The sequence below is a fragment of the Zafaria sp. Z1313 genome, assembly GCF_050563205.1.
In the GTDB taxonomy this organism is placed as follows: Bacteria; Actinomycetota; Actinomycetes; order Actinomycetales; family Micrococcaceae; genus JAZDCJ01.
Window position 1 is genome coordinate 37,110 of record NZ_JBNWUK010000002.1, and the last position, 15,300, is coordinate 52,409.

General features: G+C 71.7%; 15 protein-coding genes. 14 read left to right on the plus strand and 1 reads right to left on the minus strand.

Annotation, left to right across the window (positions count from 1 at the left end; translation table 11 throughout):
* The first annotated feature begins 34 nt into the window (after positions 1-34).
* Complete coding sequence (locus ACQ3I4_RS03400; RefSeq protein ID WP_329863008.1) at positions 35-457, plus strand: hypothetical protein; 423 nt, start codon at positions 35-37, stop codon at positions 455-457.
* Here ACQ3I4_RS03400 and ACQ3I4_RS03405 read toward each other — a convergent pair.
* Positions 436-4,203, minus strand: coding sequence for an FtsK/SpoIIIE domain-containing protein (locus tag ACQ3I4_RS03405; protein WP_329863010.1), 3,768 nt, complete (start codon positions 4,201-4,203; stop codon positions 436-438). The genes ACQ3I4_RS03400 and ACQ3I4_RS03405 overlap by 22 nt on opposite strands.
* 225 nt (positions 4,204-4,428) lie before the next feature.
* On the opposite strand from ACQ3I4_RS03405, the gene ACQ3I4_RS03410 reads away from it, so the two are divergent.
* From ACQ3I4_RS03410 to ACQ3I4_RS03470, 13 genes are all read left to right on the plus strand, one after another.
* On the plus strand, positions 4,429-5,655 hold the full coding sequence (locus ACQ3I4_RS03410) for a CpaF family protein (RefSeq protein WP_329863012.1): 1,227 nt from the start codon (positions 4,429-4,431) through the stop codon (positions 5,653-5,655).
* Positions 5,652-6,506 (plus strand): type II secretion system F family protein, encoded by an 855-nt coding sequence (locus tag ACQ3I4_RS03415; RefSeq protein ID WP_329863014.1) that lies wholly within the window; start codon positions 5,652-5,654, stop codon positions 6,504-6,506. Before ACQ3I4_RS03410 ends, ACQ3I4_RS03415 begins: the two co-directional genes overlap by 4 nt.
* The gene (locus tag ACQ3I4_RS03420; RefSeq protein ID WP_430632809.1) at positions 6,503-7,447 is read left to right on the plus strand and encodes a type II secretion system F family protein; all 945 of its coding nucleotides are present in this window, start codon (positions 6,503-6,505) and stop codon (positions 7,445-7,447) included. The genes ACQ3I4_RS03415 and ACQ3I4_RS03420 overlap by 4 nt, the downstream gene beginning before the upstream one ends.
* 122 nt (positions 7,448-7,569) lie before the next feature.
* A complete protein-coding gene (locus tag ACQ3I4_RS03425) occupies positions 7,570-7,749 on the plus strand; it encodes a hypothetical protein (protein WP_329863053.1) in 180 nt (59 codons plus the stop codon).
* Between the two features lie 9 nt (positions 7,750-7,758).
* Positions 7,759-8,157 carry a TadE family protein gene (locus ACQ3I4_RS03430; RefSeq protein ID WP_430632810.1) on the plus strand — a complete coding sequence of 133 codons (399 nt, stop codon included), beginning with the start codon at positions 7,759-7,761 and terminating at the stop codon, positions 8,155-8,157.
* Entirely contained in the window at positions 8,150-8,602 is a 453-nt protein-coding gene (locus tag ACQ3I4_RS03435) for a hypothetical protein (protein WP_430632811.1), read from the plus strand. The genes ACQ3I4_RS03430 and ACQ3I4_RS03435 overlap by 8 nt, the downstream gene beginning before the upstream one ends.
* Positions 8,599-9,054, plus strand: coding sequence for a hypothetical protein (locus tag ACQ3I4_RS03440; protein ID WP_329863019.1), 456 nt, complete (start codon positions 8,599-8,601; stop codon positions 9,052-9,054). Before ACQ3I4_RS03435 ends, ACQ3I4_RS03440 begins: the two co-directional genes overlap by 4 nt.
* Before the next feature lie 90 nt (positions 9,055-9,144).
* Positions 9,145-10,260 carry a peptide chain release factor 2 gene (prfB, locus tag ACQ3I4_RS03445; RefSeq protein ID WP_430632812.1) on the plus strand — a complete coding sequence of 372 codons (1,116 nt, stop codon included), beginning with the start codon at positions 9,145-9,147 and terminating at the stop codon, positions 10,258-10,260.
* A gap of 165 nt (positions 10,261-10,425) precedes the next feature.
* Positions 10,426-11,205 (plus strand): CoA transferase subunit A, encoded by a 780-nt coding sequence (locus ACQ3I4_RS03450; RefSeq protein ID WP_329863022.1) that lies wholly within the window; start codon positions 10,426-10,428, stop codon positions 11,203-11,205.
* A gap of 2 nt (positions 11,206-11,207) precedes the next feature.
* Positions 11,208-11,840, plus strand: a complete 633-nt coding sequence (locus ACQ3I4_RS03455) for a CoA transferase subunit B (RefSeq protein WP_329863024.1) — start codon at positions 11,208-11,210, stop codon at positions 11,838-11,840.
* Positions 11,841-12,037: 197 nt separating this feature from the next.
* Positions 12,038-12,811, plus strand: coding sequence for a cell division ATP-binding protein FtsE (gene ftsE / locus ACQ3I4_RS03460; protein WP_329863026.1), 774 nt, complete (start codon positions 12,038-12,040; stop codon positions 12,809-12,811).
* Complete coding sequence (gene ftsX / locus ACQ3I4_RS03465; RefSeq protein ID WP_329863028.1) at positions 12,808-13,722, plus strand: permease-like cell division protein FtsX; 915 nt, start codon at positions 12,808-12,810, stop codon at positions 13,720-13,722. Before ftsE ends, ftsX begins: the two co-directional genes overlap by 4 nt.
* Before the next feature lie 70 nt (positions 13,723-13,792).
* Positions 13,793-15,253, plus strand: coding sequence for a peptidoglycan DD-metalloendopeptidase family protein (locus tag ACQ3I4_RS03470; protein WP_329863030.1), 1,461 nt, complete (start codon positions 13,793-13,795; stop codon positions 15,251-15,253).
* Positions 15,254-15,300 lie beyond the last annotated feature (47 nt).

A 15,300-nucleotide genomic window follows, 5' to 3' on the forward strand; every position in this document is an offset into this window, starting at 1 on the left:
CTGCGGTGCGGCCGCCGATAGGATCTAAGGCGTGATGTCCCGAAACCCCTCCGCCCCTGTTCCCGCGCCGCAGCGCGCCGACCGTCCCTGGCAGGCCGCCGCGGTCGGACTGATCGTGCTGCTCGAGGCCCTGGGGATGATCGCGGTGGGAGTGGTCTTCGCCGCCCAGCTCGCCGCACCGGGACCTCTCGCCCCCGCGGGCAGGGTCTTCCTGCTGGTCCTGATCCTGGGTGCCGCGGCCTGGCAGGGCTGGGTGGCGCTGAACGTGTTCCGCGGCCGCTCCTGGACGCGGGCCGCCGCGCTGGTCTGGCAGGTCTTCCAGGTCATCCTGGCCGTTCCCCTCGTCGGTGGCGAGACGCTGTGGCTCGGAGTCCTGCTCCTGGTTCCCGCCGCGGCCGCCTTGCTTCTGCTCTTCAACACGAAGACCCTCTCCTTCTACGAGGCGCGCTCCGCGTAGTCCGCCCGGGCCGGCCCGTCGTCGGGCAGCAGGCACTGGATCCAGCGCAGCCTTCCGTCGATCCACGCCGCTGCGCGGCCCGGGATCCGTTCACGGAGCACGGGCGCCCGCCATCCCGCGAAGTCACCGTCGGAGGCATGCCGCGGATCGAGCAGGATGACCGAGCCCGGGGCCCTGGCGGCCTGGGCCAGCGGCAGCTCGGTGAACAGGCGCGACGACGGCTCGGCGGCCATGACGATGCGTGCCCCGGCCGCACGCCAGCCCTCGAGGACGGCGCGCTGTCCCGGGGTGATGTCGGTCGCGTCGTCGACGAGGACCCAGCGCGGTCCGGCGGCCGGAGTCTCGGGGGCGTCCGGATCGGGCCAGCCCGAGGCCGGTGACAGGACCGCAGGCCGGCCCGGAAGCAGCTGTGCCAGGCTCCTCAGCGCAGTGCTCTTGCCGCTGCCGGAACCGCCGAGGAGGAGCCCGACGGGCCCGGGGTCCCAAACCCAGGGGCGGTTGTCGGGTCCCGTCACGGCGAAGGCGTCCACCGTGCCGCCGGCCGTCGGGTGCCGAACGGCCGCCGTCGGCAAGGGCAGCGACCGGGCGGGCGGGAGGCCGGGTTCCGGCGCCGGAACGGCGGCGTGGCCCGCATCGCGGTCCGCGCCGATGAGCTGCAGGGCCGTGCCGCTCTCGGGCCGGCCAGGACCCGTGAGGACGCCCCGCCCCCGTACCGCGTCGACCGGGCGCAGGCGCGGCCAGCCGAGGACGGTCTCGGGTCCGAGCCCGAGGGGGCAGTAGACGCGGTGCTCCGCGAGGGAGAAGTAGCGCGAGGAAGTCAGGTCGCGGTCCCCGAGGACCGCCAGTGCGAGGCCCAGCGATTCAGCGCTGCGGGCCAGTGCGGCCAGACGGTCGTCGAAGGAGGCGAATCCCGCTCCTCCGAGGGCGGCGGCCCAGGCGGCCAGGCCGGTGACCACGAGGACGCGTTCGGCCCCGGAGTCGGTGGCGGATTCCACGAGGGCGAGGACGTCCTCCATCCGTTCGGCGTCGCGTGGCGTGACGACTCCTGCGACGCGCGGCAGCAGCGGGGCCTCCGGGACGAAGCCTGCCCCGTCCAGGACGTAGACGTGGCACTCGGGCTCCCTCCTGGCCGCGCCCTGGACGAGCTGGCGGGCCAGACCGGCGATCCCGCCGTCGGGACCGCCCGTCGCCGCGAGCCGGCGCTCGCGGGACGGATCCCAGCACCAGGCGCGCAGGCGCTGTCCGGGGACGTCGTCCAGCAGCCCCAGGGGTACGGACCCGGCCGGGGCGTCCTGCCGGAAGCGCCTCGGGACGGAGGACAGGGCCGCCGGCAGCCCGGGGGCGAAGACGCGGGCGACGGGCCGGGGCCGGACGTGGCCCGACCCGAGACGCGAGAGCCGTTCCACGGGTTGCTCCTCGTGGGTCCGGGGGGAGTCGAAGCGCAGCGGGGCGGGCGTCCGGCCCACGGTGGGAGGGAGGGGCAGCAGCGACCATCGGGACTGGGTCCCACCCGCGTGGGCGGCCTGGAACTCGACGGCGTCCTCGGTGCCCCGCCGGAGGTAGGCCCGCCCGGGGAGCCTGCGGTCGATGGCCGCGGCCGCGGCCGATCCCAGCAGGTCGTTGGAATCGAAGGCGCTGAGGAGGCGCAGGCAGACCACGGCGTTGATGTTCGCCCGGAGGTCGGCGGAGACGACGCCCTGGGGGCGCTGGGTCGCCAGCAGCAGGTGGACGCCGAGGGATCGTCCGACAGCGGCGATCCGCAGGAGCTCGGGCAGGGCGCCGGGCAGTTCGTCGGTCATGATGCGGAACTCGTCCACGACGACGGCGAGGCGGGGCAGCGCCTCGCCTTCCGGCCCCGCCGTCGAGCGGTACGTGGCGTAGTCGGGGGCCCCGGCGCGTTGGAGCAGCGACTCCCGCCGCTTGAGCTCGACCCCGAGGGACTCCAGGGTCCGTTCCGCCGTGGCGGCCGAGAGGTCCGTCACGATGGCCTGCGTATGGGGGAGGGACGCGAACGGGCCGAGCGTGGCTCCCCCCTTGAAATCCACCAGGAGGAACGCCAGCTCGTCGGGCCCGTACCGCATGGCCAGGGACGTGACGACCGAGCGGACGAGTTCGGACTTGCCGGATCCCGTCGTCCCCGCCACGAGGGCGTGCGGACCGTCTGCGACCAGGTCCAGGACCAGCGGGCCGGAGCCGGTGGCTCCGAGCTGGACGAGCAGGGAAGAACCGCACGAACCGGTCCATGCACGTGCGGGCTCCTCGAGGGCGACGTGCCGCGGCAACGGGCCGCTTCCGCCGTGGTCCGCTGCTCCGGTGTCATCCGCCAGGTCTTCGGCGAGCCGGGCCAGGGAGTCGAAGGACATGCCGTCCACGTCCAGGGTTCCCCCTCCCGATCGTCCGGCGACGTCGTCGCCGCGCCAGCGGGCCGCGGTCGCCTCCAGATGCCAGTCCGGGACCGTGGAGCCCGGGAACCCGTGGAGGAGGAAGGCCGGGCCGGATTCCCCCGGGCCGGGGACGGCCTCCTGCCAGGCGGCCGCGTCGCCGGCCGCGACGATCGTGGCCGGACGCCGCACTCCGGAGGCCGGGAAGTCCTCCGGGGCCGCGATGCAGAAGACGTTGCGGACGCGGCGGAGCTGGACCGGCAGCTCCGGAAGGTCTCCAGCGAGGTACACGAGCGGGCCGCCGCCCGCGGCGCGGACCGCGAGCTGGGCGACGAGCGCGCGGAAGGCCGACGCCGCCGTCGTACCCCGACCCGACACGACGCCGACCCCGCCCGGACGCAGCCCCACCACGACAGGACCCTCGGCACGATGCGTCCGCGCCGTGCGCGCGGGGTCGGGCTCGGTGCCCCGGTCCCTGAAGGGGACGTCGATGCCTCCCGAGCCGAGACGGAGGACGGCCGGCCCTCCTCCGTCGCCCGGTGCCACGCGTCCGGACGCCGCCGCCAGGGCCAGCGACCCGAGCCCCGGCGCGGCCCCGTCGAGCCGACGGACGTAGTCCGCGGACGCCGCGCCGAGCGAGCGGCCCCTGCGTCGCCGCGCCCGCAGCTCGAGCACGGCCGGGATGCCGCCAGTAAACAAGCCGATCGCGCAGAACGCCAGGAAGATCCAGGTTCCCAGGGTCACGGCCAGCACGACGCCGACGAGCAGCGGCAGCAGGGCGCCCACGAGCATGAGCCACGGGCGGGAGGGGCCCGGTGGCGGGCCGGGATCAACCGGCTCCGGGAGGCGCCCGGAAACGGGGCCCGACCGTGGCGCGGCATCGAGGCGGAACGCCGTCCCGCCCAGCGTGAACCGATCGCCGACGCCCAGCCGGCGCTCGCCGGACGTGGAAGGGCGCAAGGTCACCGACGTCCCGTCGACGACGATCCGCGCGTGTTCCCTGGACAGGGCCGGATCCAGGACGCGTGCGTCCACGTCGCCGCGGCCGAGGGTGTGCGTGCCACGGGCCAAGGGGCGTGCCTGGCCCGCGTCGGGGCCGGAGTCCACGACGAGCCAGACCGGGGGCGGGCCCTCCGTGCCCGGCGACGTGCGGGGAAAGGGGGTGACGTGGAGGTGGCCGTGCCTCGGGAGCGGTCCGAGCGCCGGCAGGGGATCCGCATCGACGTAGTGCGGTGCGGCGCATCCGGCCTGCTCCAAGGCGGCCCCGAGTTCGGCTCCCGTGGGCAGGCCGGGGCCGGGAACCTCGAAACGGCGTGTCTCGAGCCCCGCGTCCACGGCCACGGAGACGGTCAGGTGCAGTGTCATGTTCCTCCTGTGCACGGTCCGGCCTTCAGAACGCTATCGGGGCGGAGGGCCCGGCCGGGGCCCGTAATTGACAGCTGTGGAAAACCCGGCGAAATCCACAGCTCGCGGAGGTCCCGCTTGTGAACGTCGTGTCGGCGTGGGTAATCTCGCTGGGGAGCTGGAGAATCCATCACATCGACGAAATGGCCGACGCGTCGCGCGGAAGCCCAAGGGGGGAGGTCCGGCATGGACGGCGTCCGCATCATCGAGGACGAGGTCCGCGAACTGATCCGTCGGCGCGGACTGGATCCCGCACGCCAGTCGGCCGAAGTGCGCCGGCTGGTCGAGGACGCGGTGCGGGACTACGACGCACGATCCCTCGTCGGGCCGCTGCCCCGGCTCGGCGCCTTGGAGGACACGTCCAAGACGGTCTTCGACGCCGTCGCGGGGTTCGGTCCGCTTCAGCCGCTCCTGGACGATCCAACCGTCGAGGAGATCTGGATCAATTCACCCACCGAGGTCTTCGCGGCCCGCGGCGGCACGTCGGAGCTGACCTCGATCCGCCTCGACGCCGGCCAGGTCGAGCTGCTCGTGGAGAGGATGCTCAAGTCCTCAGGGCGCCGCCTGGACCTGTCGTCGCCCTTCGTCGACGCCGCGCTGCCCGACGGCTCCCGCCTGCACGTCGTCATCCCCGACATCACCCGGCGCCACTGGTCCGTGAACATCCGGAAGTTCATCGCCCGGGCCGTGCGCCTGGATCACCTCGTCGAGCTCGGATCCCTGACTCCCCAGGCCGCGGGATACCTGCATTCCGCCGTCGCGGCGGGGATGAACATCATGGTTTCCGGCGCCACGCAGGCCGGCAAGACGACGTTGCTGAACTGCCTCGCGTCCTCGATCGGCAGCCGTGAACGCGTCATCACGATCGAGGAGATCTTCGAACTCAAGGTGAAGCTCCGCGATGTGGTCTCCATGCAGTGCCGGCAGGCCAACCTCGAAGGCGGCGGCGAGATCGACATGCGCCGGCTCGTCAAGGAGGCCCTGAGGATGCGGCCCGACCGCATCATCGTCGGCGAGGTCCGCGAGGCGGAGGCACTGGACATGCTGATCGCCATGAACGCAGGGCTTCCGGCCATGGCCTCGGTCCATGCCAACAGCGCGCGCGACGCCATCACCAAGATCTGCACCCTGCCGCTGCTCGCGGGCGAGAACATCTCCTCGCATTTCGTGGTCCCCACCGTCGCCTCCTGCATCGACCTCGTGGTCCACTGCGAGCGCGCGGTCTCGGGCCGGCGCCAGATCGCCGAGATCGTCAAGCTCGGGCGCCGCGTGGAGAACGGAGTCATCGAGTCCTCCCAGCTGTTCTCGCGGCGCGACGGCGAGCTCGGGCTGGATGCGTCGGCCGACCTGGGCCACGAGAAGCTGTCCCGGGCCGGCTTCGATCCCCACGAGATGCTGGCGGCAGCCTCATGAGCCTGATGCTGGGACTGGTCCTCGGGATCGGGGCGATGATGGTGTGGTGGTCGTTCTGGCCCCGACCACACGGCTCCGCGCGGCCTTCCGGTCCCGGTCGCGTCCAGTTGCTGCTCCTGCAGGCGGGCATGGAAAAGGTCACCCAGGGGGGATTCGTCTGGGCCTCCACCGTCTGCGGCGTCGTCGTGGCGCTGCTCGTCTTCCTCTTCACCGCGGGGCCCGTCATCGCGCTGCTCTTCGGGGCCTTCGGAGCGGCCGTGCCCTGGGCGGCCGTGAAGTGGCGCGCGGGACAGCGGTCGCGGGCCCTGCGCGGTCAGTGGCCCGACGTCGTGGACCACCTGCGCTCGGCCATCCGGGCCGGTTTGTCGCTGCCCGAGGCGCTCGGACAGCTCGGAACCAAGGGGCCGGAACAGCTGCGTCCGGCCTTCACGGACTTCGCCCTGGACTACCGCGCGACCGCCCGGTTCGACGAGTCCGTGGAACGGCTCCGCCAGCGACTGGCGGACCCGGTGGCAGACAAGGTCATCGCCGCCCTGCGCATCACGCGCGAGGTCGGCGGATCGGACCTGGGAGAAATGCTCGCGACCCTCGGAAGCTTCCTGCGGGACAGCGCCCGGACCCGGGGCGAGCTCGAAGCCCGCCAATCCTGGACCGTCAACGCGGCCCGGCTCGCCGTGGCCGCCCCGTGGGTCATCCTGCTCCTCCTCGCCAGCCAACCGCAGGCCGTCCGCGCCTACTCGAGCGTCACCGGCGCGCTCGTCCTGCTGGCCGGGCTCGGCATCTCCGTGCTCTGCTACCGGATCATGCTCCGCATCGGCTCCCTGCCCCAGGAAGAACGGATCATCAAGTGAGCGCGCCCGTGGCCTGGGCCGTCTTCGCCGGCCTCGCACTCGGAGGCGGACTGTGGCTCGCCTTCGTACGGCTTCCTGCCATGCGCCAGACCAGCTTCGCCGACCGGGTCGCGCCGCAGCTGCGCTCGGGGCGGACCGATTCGCGGCTCTTGGCCGGAAGCCAGGTCGGGCGCGAATCCCCGTTCGGCCCGCTCGGACGGATCTTCGCCCCGATCCTGCTGGACGCCGTCGCGTGGCTCAACCGGATCAATCCGCTCGGCGAATCGCTCGATCAACGACTCAAGAAGGCCGGCCTGTCGATCGGGGCGGCGGACTTCCGGGCCCAGCAGCTCGTCTGGGCCGGCCTCGGATTCCTGGCCTCGACGGCCTACCTCGTCTTCTCCGCGGTGGCGGGCCGCTTCAATCCGGCCTTGGCCGTCGTCCTGGTCGTCGGGGCAACCGCAGGGGGGTTCCTCCTGCGCGAGTGGTACCTCGGCGAGCAGATCCAACGGCGGGGCCGCAGGATCCTGGGGCAGTTCCCGGGAACCGCCGAGCTCATGGCGCTGGCCGTCGGGGCCGGCGAGAGCACAATCGGGGCGATCGAACGGATCGGACGGACCTCGAAGGGCGATCTGGCCGACGAGTTCACGGCCACGCTGGCCGATGTCCGGGCCGGCGTCCCGCTGGCAGAGGCGCTGCGGCGGCTCGAGGGCCGCGTCGAGCTGCCCGCCATGACGCGCTTCGTCGACGCCATCAACGTGGCCTCCGAACGCGGTACGCCGATCGCCGGCGTCTTGCGCGCCCAGGCCCAGGACGTCCGCGACGCGGCCAAGCGCGAGCTGATGGAGACCGCTGGCAAGAAGGAGATCGGCATGCTGGCGCCCGTCGTCTTCGGGATCCTGCCGCTGACGATCGTGTTCGCCGTCTATCCGGGCCTCTCACTGCTGGACCTGAACCTGTGACCAGGCACCGCCGTGACGGCGGGCCACCGACGAAAACCACTGAACCACCAACGAAAGGCACGACGATGAAGCACTCACTGAGCCGGGCCCAGGAAGCCGTGATGGGCGCCTTCCTCGGGGCGATGGCACACCTCGGAGGATGTGTAGACAGGCTCCGGCGCGACGAACGGGGAGATGTTCCGGGCTGGGTGATGATCACCCTCATGTCCGCCGTTTTGGTCGCCGCGCTACTGGCCATTGCCGGTCCGCGCCTGGCCGAGCTCTTCGAGCAGGCCATCAACAGGGTCTCCGGCCTGGGCTGAGGACCGTCCGTGCACCAGGGACCCCCAGAGGCGGCCAGGCCCGGCCAGGACGGGTCGGCCGTCGCCGAATTCGTCATGGTCGTCGCCCTCCTGACGGCCGTGTTCCTCTCCGTGGTCCAGCTGGCCCTCGTCCTGCACGTGCGCAACACGCTCGTCGACGCCGCCGCGGCCGGCGCGCGCTACGGCACGCTCGCGGACCGCTCTCCGGCCGAGGGCGCGCAACGCACGCGGGACATCATCGGCTCGAGCCTCAGCCAGGCCTTCGCCCACGGCGTCAGCCACGAGACCGGAACGAGCGGTGGACAGCCGTCCCTGCGCATCACCGTCGACACGCATCTGCCCCTCATCGGGTTCCTTCCGCTGTTCGGAACCCTCGAGGTCCACGGCGAGGCTGTCCGCTATGGGTGAGCCCGCGGCGCGACTGGTCGGCGCCGCCCGGCGGCTGCGCGACGGCGAGCAGGGATCGGCCGTGATCGAGTTCGTCTTCCTCGGTGTTGTCCTGCTGGTGCCGCTGGTTTACCTCATCATCACCGCGTCGCAGGTGCAGGCGGCCTCGTACGCGGCCATAGGCGCGGCGGACCACGCCGCCAAGGTCTTCGTCGGTGCACCCGACGAGGCCACGGCCCGCGCGCGGGCCCAGGACGCCGCCGCCCGCGGGGCCTCTGCCATGGGACTCCCGGCCTCGTCGGCCACGCTGAGCTACTCCTGCAGCGGTCCCTGCCTGGAACCCGGAACCACCGTCACGGTCGAGGTCGAGGTGGCCATCGAGCTGCCGCTCCTGCCTCCGGGGGTCAACGCCGGGATCGGTTCGGCCTCCGCCACGGCCACCCACCGCGTGGAGCGCTTCGGATGAGCCGCCGTGACGCCCGTCCGCCGTCCCCCTCCGGCGAGGAGGGGCAGACGATGATCCTCGTCATCGGCTACGTCGTGATCGCGCTGCTGACCATCAGCGCCATGCTGGCGGCGACCGCGGTCAACCTCGAGGCCCGCCGGCTCCTGAGCGTCGCGGACGGAGCGGCCACCGCGGCGGCGGACGACTTCTCGCTGGACCCCTCGGCCGAGGACGTCTCGCTCCGGCTCTCCGACGCCGCCGTCGAGTCGACCGTCCGCGGCTATCTCACCGACACCCGGGCCGCCGCCCGGTTCCGCGGTCTCGGCATCGGGGCGGCCGAGGCCCACGGGGACGGCACGACGGCGTACGTCCGCCTCACCGCGGTCGCCGACCCGCCCATCGTCGGCTGGTTCGTCCCCGGGGGAGTGCCCATCACGGTCGAGTCGAGTTCCCGCTCCGTCCTCTCGCGCTGACGCCCCGCCCTCTCGCGCCCACGGGCGCGAGTCCGTCGCGGCGGAGTGGACACGGGGCGGCCGAGCCCCATGACGTAGGCTAGACGCACCATGGCTGCAACTGACTTTCCCGCGGAAATCCGCGACCTCCGGTCCACCTACGCCTCCATCGAGGCCGTCACCGACATCGAGACGATCAAGGCCGACGTCGCCCGCCTGTCCGAGCTCGCCGGCGCCCCGGACCTCTGGGACGACCCCTCCGAGGCGCAGAAGATCACGTCGAAGCTCTCCCACCGGCAGTCCGACCTCGCCCGGCTCGAGAAGCTCGCCGGGCGCATCGACGACCTCGAGGTGATGGTCGAGCTCGCTGAGGAGGAGGACGACGCCGACACGCTCGCCGAGGCCGAGAAGGAGCTCGTCGCCCTGCACAAGTCACTCGCCGAGCTGGAGGTCGTCACCCTCCTGTCCGGCGAGTACGACGAGCGCGCCGCCGTCGTCACGATCCGTGCCGGCGCCGGCGGCGTCGATGCCGCGGACTTCGCCGAGATGCTCATGCGCATGTACCTGCGGTGGGCGGAACGCAAGGGCTACCCCACGGCCGTCATGGACACCTCCTACGCCGAGGAGGCCGGGCTCAAGTCGGCGACCTTCGAGGTCAACGCCCCCTACGCGTTCGGGACGCTCTCCGTCGAGGCCGGCACCCACCGCCTCGTGAGGATCAGCCCGTTCGACAACCAGGGCCGCCGCCAGACCTCCTTCGCGGCGGTCGAGGTCATCCCGCTCATCGAGCAGACCGACTCGATCGAGATCCCGGAGGCCGAGATCAAGGTCGACGTCTTCCGGTCCTCCGGCCCCGGCGGCCAGTCCGTGAACACCACGGACTCCGCGGTGCGCCTGACCCACCTGCCCACCGGGATCGTGGTCTCGATGCAGAACGAGAAGTCCCAGCTGCAGAACCGCGCCGCCGCGCTGCGCGTCCTGCAGTCGCGCCTGCTGCTGCTGAAGAAGGAGCAGGAGGACGCGAAGAAGAAGGAGCTCGCCGGCGACGTCAAGGCCTCGTGGGGCGACCAGATGCGCTCCTACGTCCTGAACCCCTACCAGATGGTCAAGGACCTCCGCACCGAGCACGAGGTCGGCAACACGGGGGCGGTGCTCGACGGGGACATCGACGACTTCATCGACGCCGGCATCCGCTGGCGCGCCAACGCCCGCACCCAGGCGGAGTAGTCCCGGCCGGCGCGCCGGATGCCATCCCGGTGTGACTCGCGCCACGGCGCCCGATACGATCGGAGCTGGACGTCGGCGTCCCCCCAGGGGATGCTCCGACGCGGACACCGCCGCGCAACGCCGCGCGGCCCCGGCGCACCGCGCCGCAGCAACGGGAGGTATCACGTGGCCATCGACAAGAGCTATCCATCCGCGGCCGAGGCGGTCGCCGACATCCCCGACGGGGCGTCGCTTTCCGTCGGCGGGTTCGGGCTGTCGGGGAATCCGATCCAGCTCATCGAGGCGCTGCTGGACCAGGGTGCCACGGACCTGTCGGTCGTCTCGAACAACTGCGGAGTCGACGGCTGGGGGCTCGGCGTCCTGCTGCAGGCCGGACGCATCCGCAAGATGACCTCGTCCTATGTGGGGGAGAACAAGGAGTTCGCCCGCCAGTACCTCTCCGGCGAGCTCGAGCTCGAACTCACCCCCCAGGGCACGCTCGCCGAGAAGCTGCGGGCCGGCGGGGCCGGCATCGCCGCCTTCTACACGCGCTCGGGAGTGGGAACGCAGGTCGCCGACGGCGGGCTGCCGCAGAAGTACGACGCCGAGGGGAACGTCCTTCAGGCCTCCTCGCCCAAGGACGTGCGGACGTTCGCGCCGGGCGGGACGGAGGCGGAGTACGTCCTCGAAGAGGCGATCGTGACCGATTTCGCCCTCGTGCACGCACTCAAGGGGGACCGCCACGGGAACCTGGTCTTCAACAAGGCCGCCCGCCAGTTCTCTCCGCCGGCGGCGATGGCCGGCCGGGTCTGCATCGCGCAGGTCGAGGAGCTCGTCGAGGCCGGCGAGATCGATCCCGACGCCGTCCACCTGCCCGGCGTCTACGTGCACCGGATCGTCGAGGTCGGCACCGGCATCGAAAAACGCATCGAGAAGCGCACCGTGCGCGGCGAAGGAGGTGCCTGACCATGGCGCTCACCCGGGAGCAGATGGCCGCGCGGGCGGCCCTGGAACTGAACGACGGCGACTACGTCAACCTCGGCATCGGCCTGCCGACCCTCGTGCCGAACTACGTGCCGGCGGAGCGCACCGTTGTCCTGCAGTCGGAGAACGGCATCCTCGGCGTCGGCCCGTATCCCACGGAGGACGCCGTCGACCCCGACCTGATCAACGCCGGCAAGGAGACCGTCACGGTCAACCCCGGCGCCTCCTACTTCGATTCCGCGACGAGCTTCGGCATGATCCGCGGCGGCAAGATCGACGCGGCCATCCTGGGGGCCATGCAGGTCTCCGCGGCCGGCGACCTGGCCAACTGGATGATCCCCGGGAAGATGGTCAAGGGCCCCGGCGGGGCGATGGACCTGGTCCACGGCGCCGCGCGCGTCATCGTCCTGATGGAGCACGTGGCCAAGGACGGCAGTCCGAAGATCGTCCAGGAATGCTCGCTGCCGCTCACGGGCAAAGGAGTGGTCCACCGGATCATCACCGACTTGGCCGTGATCGACGTGACCGGGGACGGCCTCGTCCTCGTCGAGACCGCGCCGGGCGTGGGCGTCGACGACGTCGTCGCGGCGACGGGCGCGCCGCTCGCCGTCCGCTGACCGCGCCAGCCGGACTCCGGCGTCGTACCCCCGCCCGTTTCCCCGGACCCTCCGGGGGAACGGGCGACACGCGTCCCCGCCTGAGCCGCCGCCCGCCGCGCCCCCGTTAGAGTGCTCAGTGCCGGTGCCGTACCTTCCCCCAGCCAAAGCCCCGCGCCCACGGCCGACGACCGGCGGCCTGAGCGGGCGGAACCGCCATGATCAGATTTGAGCACGTCACCAAGGTCTACGACCGCACCTCGCGCCCCGCGTTGGACGGAATCGACCTCGAAGTCAACCGGGGGGACTTCGCGTTCCTCGTCGGCCCGTCGGGCTCGGGCAAGTCGACCTTCCTGCGGCTCGTGCTGCGCGAGGACCGCGCCTCCTCGGGCTCCGTCCACGTGGCCGGGCAGAACGTGGCCCGCATCCCCTCGTGGCGCGTCCCGCGCCTGCGGCGCGGCATCGGCGTCGTCTTCCAGGACTTCCGCCTGCTGCCCAACAAGGACGTGTTCGGCAACGTGGCGTTCGCGATGCAGGTGATCGGCAAGAGCCGCGGAATGATCCGCGAGACGGTGCCCGACATGCTCAAGATGGTCGGGCTCGAGGGCAAGGAGAAGCGCATGCCCAACGAGCTCTCCGGCGGCGAGCAGCAGCGCGTCGCGATCGCCCGGGCCATCGTCAACCGGCCGGGCATCCTGCTGGCCGACGAGCCGACGGGCAACCTGGACCCGGCGACGAGCGTCGGCATCATGAACGTCCTGGACCGGATCAACCAGAACGGGACCACGGTGGTCATGGCCACGCACGACGACGACATCGTGAACTCGATGCGCCGCCGCGTCATCGAGCTCGAGGCGGGCAAGGTGGTCCGCGACGAGGCGGGCGGCGAGTACACGGCGATGATCCCGGTCATCCGCAAGGACGGCTCCCGCGAGCTGCGGCCCGCGGACCAGGCGATCGCACCCTTCGACACCGAGGAGGACGAGGCGTGAGGCTCGCGTTCATCCTCGGCGAGATCGGCTCCGGCCTGCGCCGCAACCTCTCCATGGTCGTCTCCGTAGTGCTGGTGACCTTCATCTCGCTGTCCTTCGTCGGCGGGGCCGCCCTGCTGCAGCTGCAGATCAACCAGATGAAGGGCTTCTGGTACGACCGCGTGCAGGTCGCCGTGTTCCTGTGCGGCGACGACTTCGGCTCCCAGACCTGCGCCGACGGGGCCGTGACGGACGCCCAGCGCGACGATATCGAGTCGCTCATGAACTCGGCCGCCGTCACGCCCTATATCGACAGCTACGAGCACGAGACCAAGGAACAGGCCCTGGGCCACTTCCGGGAGCAGTTCGAGAACTCGCCGATCGTCGACACCGTCACCGCGGAACAGCTTCCGGAGTCCTTCCGCGTGCGGCTCGTGGACCCGGAGAAGTACGAGGTCATCAACGAGCTGTTCTCCTCGATGCCCGGCGTCGACGTCGTCGTGGACCAGCGGGAGCTGCTCGAGAAGATCTTCTCCATCATGAACATCGCCTCGCTCGTGGCCGTGGGCATCGCCGGCATCATGATCGTCTGCGCGGTCCTCCTGATCGCCACGACCATCCGGCTCTCCGCCTTCAGCCGGCGGCGGGAAACCGGGATCATGCGGCTCGTCGGGGCGTCGAAGGCGGTGATCCAGCTGCCGTTCGTCCTCGAAGGCGTCATCGCGGCCCTCATCGGCGCCCTGATGGCCTCCGCGTCGCTGTGGGCCGTCGCCCACTTCCTCATCGACGGCCGCCTGGCGCGCGACTATCCGGACACGGCGTTCATCTCCACGGGGGAGGTCCTCCTCGTGTCGCCGGCCCTGCTTCTGCTGGGCGCGGTCCTGGCTGGTGTATCGTCGATGCTAACCTTGAGGCGCTACCTGAAGGTTTAGCCAGTCCACCCACGATCCCGATCCGTGCTTCCGCGCGGTCCGGGCCCGGAACGAGCGAGAGGATCCACGCGTGGCAGAGTCACCGCGGTGCCCGGTACCCCAGAGGGCCCTCAGCGGTGCGCTCGCGACCCTGCTGGTCCTGGCCCTGGGATCCTCGGGGGCGCATGCCGACGAGCTCGACAACCGCAAGGACAAGATCGAGCAGAACATCGACTCCCTGGAGTCCGATCTCGAGTTCCTGGACGCCGACATCCAGAAGACCGCGGCCGAGCTCAAGTCCTACCAGGCCCAGCTCCCGGCGGCGCAGCAGGCCCTCGCCGAGGCGCAGGGGCGGGTGCAGACGGCGAGCGACGAGGTCGCCGCCCTGGGGCAGCGCGTCGCCGCGGCGCAGCAGACGCGTGACCAGATCAACCGGCAGATCGCGGACGACGCCGACAAGCTCGAGGAGACCCGGAAGATCATCGGGCAGATCGCCACGCAGGCCTACAAGCGCGGCGGCATGTCGAGCAACCTCAGCCTCTTCCTCGAGGCCTCCGCGGACGGGAACCTCGCGAGCGGCATGGACCTCGCGGACCAGGCCCTGCGGAGCCAGAACGCGGCCCTGGACCGCCTCAGCCAGCAGCATGCCACCGACCGCAACGCCCAGGTCCGCCTCGTGGCGGTCGAGGAGGAGATCCGCGGCCTCAAGATCAAGGCGGACGCCGCGCTCGTCAAGGAGCAGGCGGCCCGCGACGAGGCGGCGGAGTCCAAGCGCCACGTCGACTCCCTGATCAGCAAGGCGGAGTCGATCAGCCGCGAGCTGCAGGCCAAGCGCCCCCAGATCCAGGAGCAGATCCAGGCCCACGAGGCGGAGCACGCGCAAGTGCTCGCCGAGATCAAGGAACGGCAGGAACGCCTCAAGCGCGAGGCCGAGGAACGCCGTCGCCGCGAGGCCGAGGCCCGGAAGAAGGCCGAGGCCGAGGCGAAGGCCCGCCAGGAGGCGGCGGACCGTGCGCGCCGCGAGCGCGCCGCCGACGCCGCGAAGAAGCAGCGCGAGGCGGATGCGGCGGCCGCCCGCGCGAAGGACGCACGGGACAAGGAAGCGGCCTCCTCCGGGTCGTCCAGCTCGTGGGGCCTGCGCAGCCCCGCCGCGTCGGGCGGATACATCACCTCGGGCTTCGGCTGGCGGCCGACCCCGGCCGGGACCATCGACTACGGCGGCCGCGGCGGCTACGTGCACGCCGGCGTCGACTGGGGCTTCGGTGGTTCGTGCGGTGCGCCGATCTACGCGGCCGCGGCGGGAGAGGTCTGGTTCGCCTCGCGGTCCGGCAGCTCGGGCAACAAGGTCACCGTCAGCCACGGCGTCGTCAACGGCCACGCGCTCGCGACGAACTACCACCACATGTCCTACTACACGGTCGCGCCGGGCCAGAACGTGAGCCGGGGCCAGGTCATCGGCTACGTGGGCAGCACGGGCAACTCCACGGGATGCCACCTCCACTTCGAGACGATCCTCGACGGCCAGGCCGTGAACCCGCTGGGCCTGCTGTAGCGTAGGATGGTCTCCTGCCATTGGCGTGAACCAATCACCAGCGAAGG

Bases quoted from the DNA above. Each gene is read 5' to 3' on its own strand.
- ACQ3I4_RS03400 (WP_329863008.1), top strand. From the start codon at position 35: ATGTCCCGAAACCCCTCCGCCCCTGTTCCCGCGCCGCAGCGCGCCGAC.
- ACQ3I4_RS03405 (WP_329863010.1), bottom strand. From the start codon at position 4,203: ATGACACTGCACCTGACCGTCTCCGTGGCCGTGGACGCGGGGCTCGAG.
- ACQ3I4_RS03410 (WP_329863012.1), top strand. From the start codon at position 4,429: ATGGACGGCGTCCGCATCATCGAGGACGAGGTCCGCGAACTGATCCGT.
- ACQ3I4_RS03415 (WP_329863014.1), top strand. From the start codon at position 5,652: ATGAGCCTGATGCTGGGACTGGTCCTCGGGATCGGGGCGATGATGGTG.
- ACQ3I4_RS03425 (WP_329863053.1), top strand. From the start codon at position 7,570: ATGGCACACCTCGGAGGATGTGTAGACAGGCTCCGGCGCGACGAACGG.
- ACQ3I4_RS03435 (WP_430632811.1), top strand. From the start codon at position 8,150: ATGGGTGAGCCCGCGGCGCGACTGGTCGGCGCCGCCCGGCGGCTGCGC.
- ACQ3I4_RS03440 (WP_329863019.1), top strand. From the start codon at position 8,599: ATGAGCCGCCGTGACGCCCGTCCGCCGTCCCCCTCCGGCGAGGAGGGG.
- prfB (WP_430632812.1), top strand. From the start codon at position 9,145: ATGGCTGCAACTGACTTTCCCGCGGAAATCCGCGACCTCCGGTCCACC.
- ACQ3I4_RS03455 (WP_329863024.1), top strand. From the start codon at position 11,208: ATGGCGCTCACCCGGGAGCAGATGGCCGCGCGGGCGGCCCTGGAACTG.
- ftsE (WP_329863026.1), top strand. From the start codon at position 12,038: ATGATCAGATTTGAGCACGTCACCAAGGTCTACGACCGCACCTCGCGC.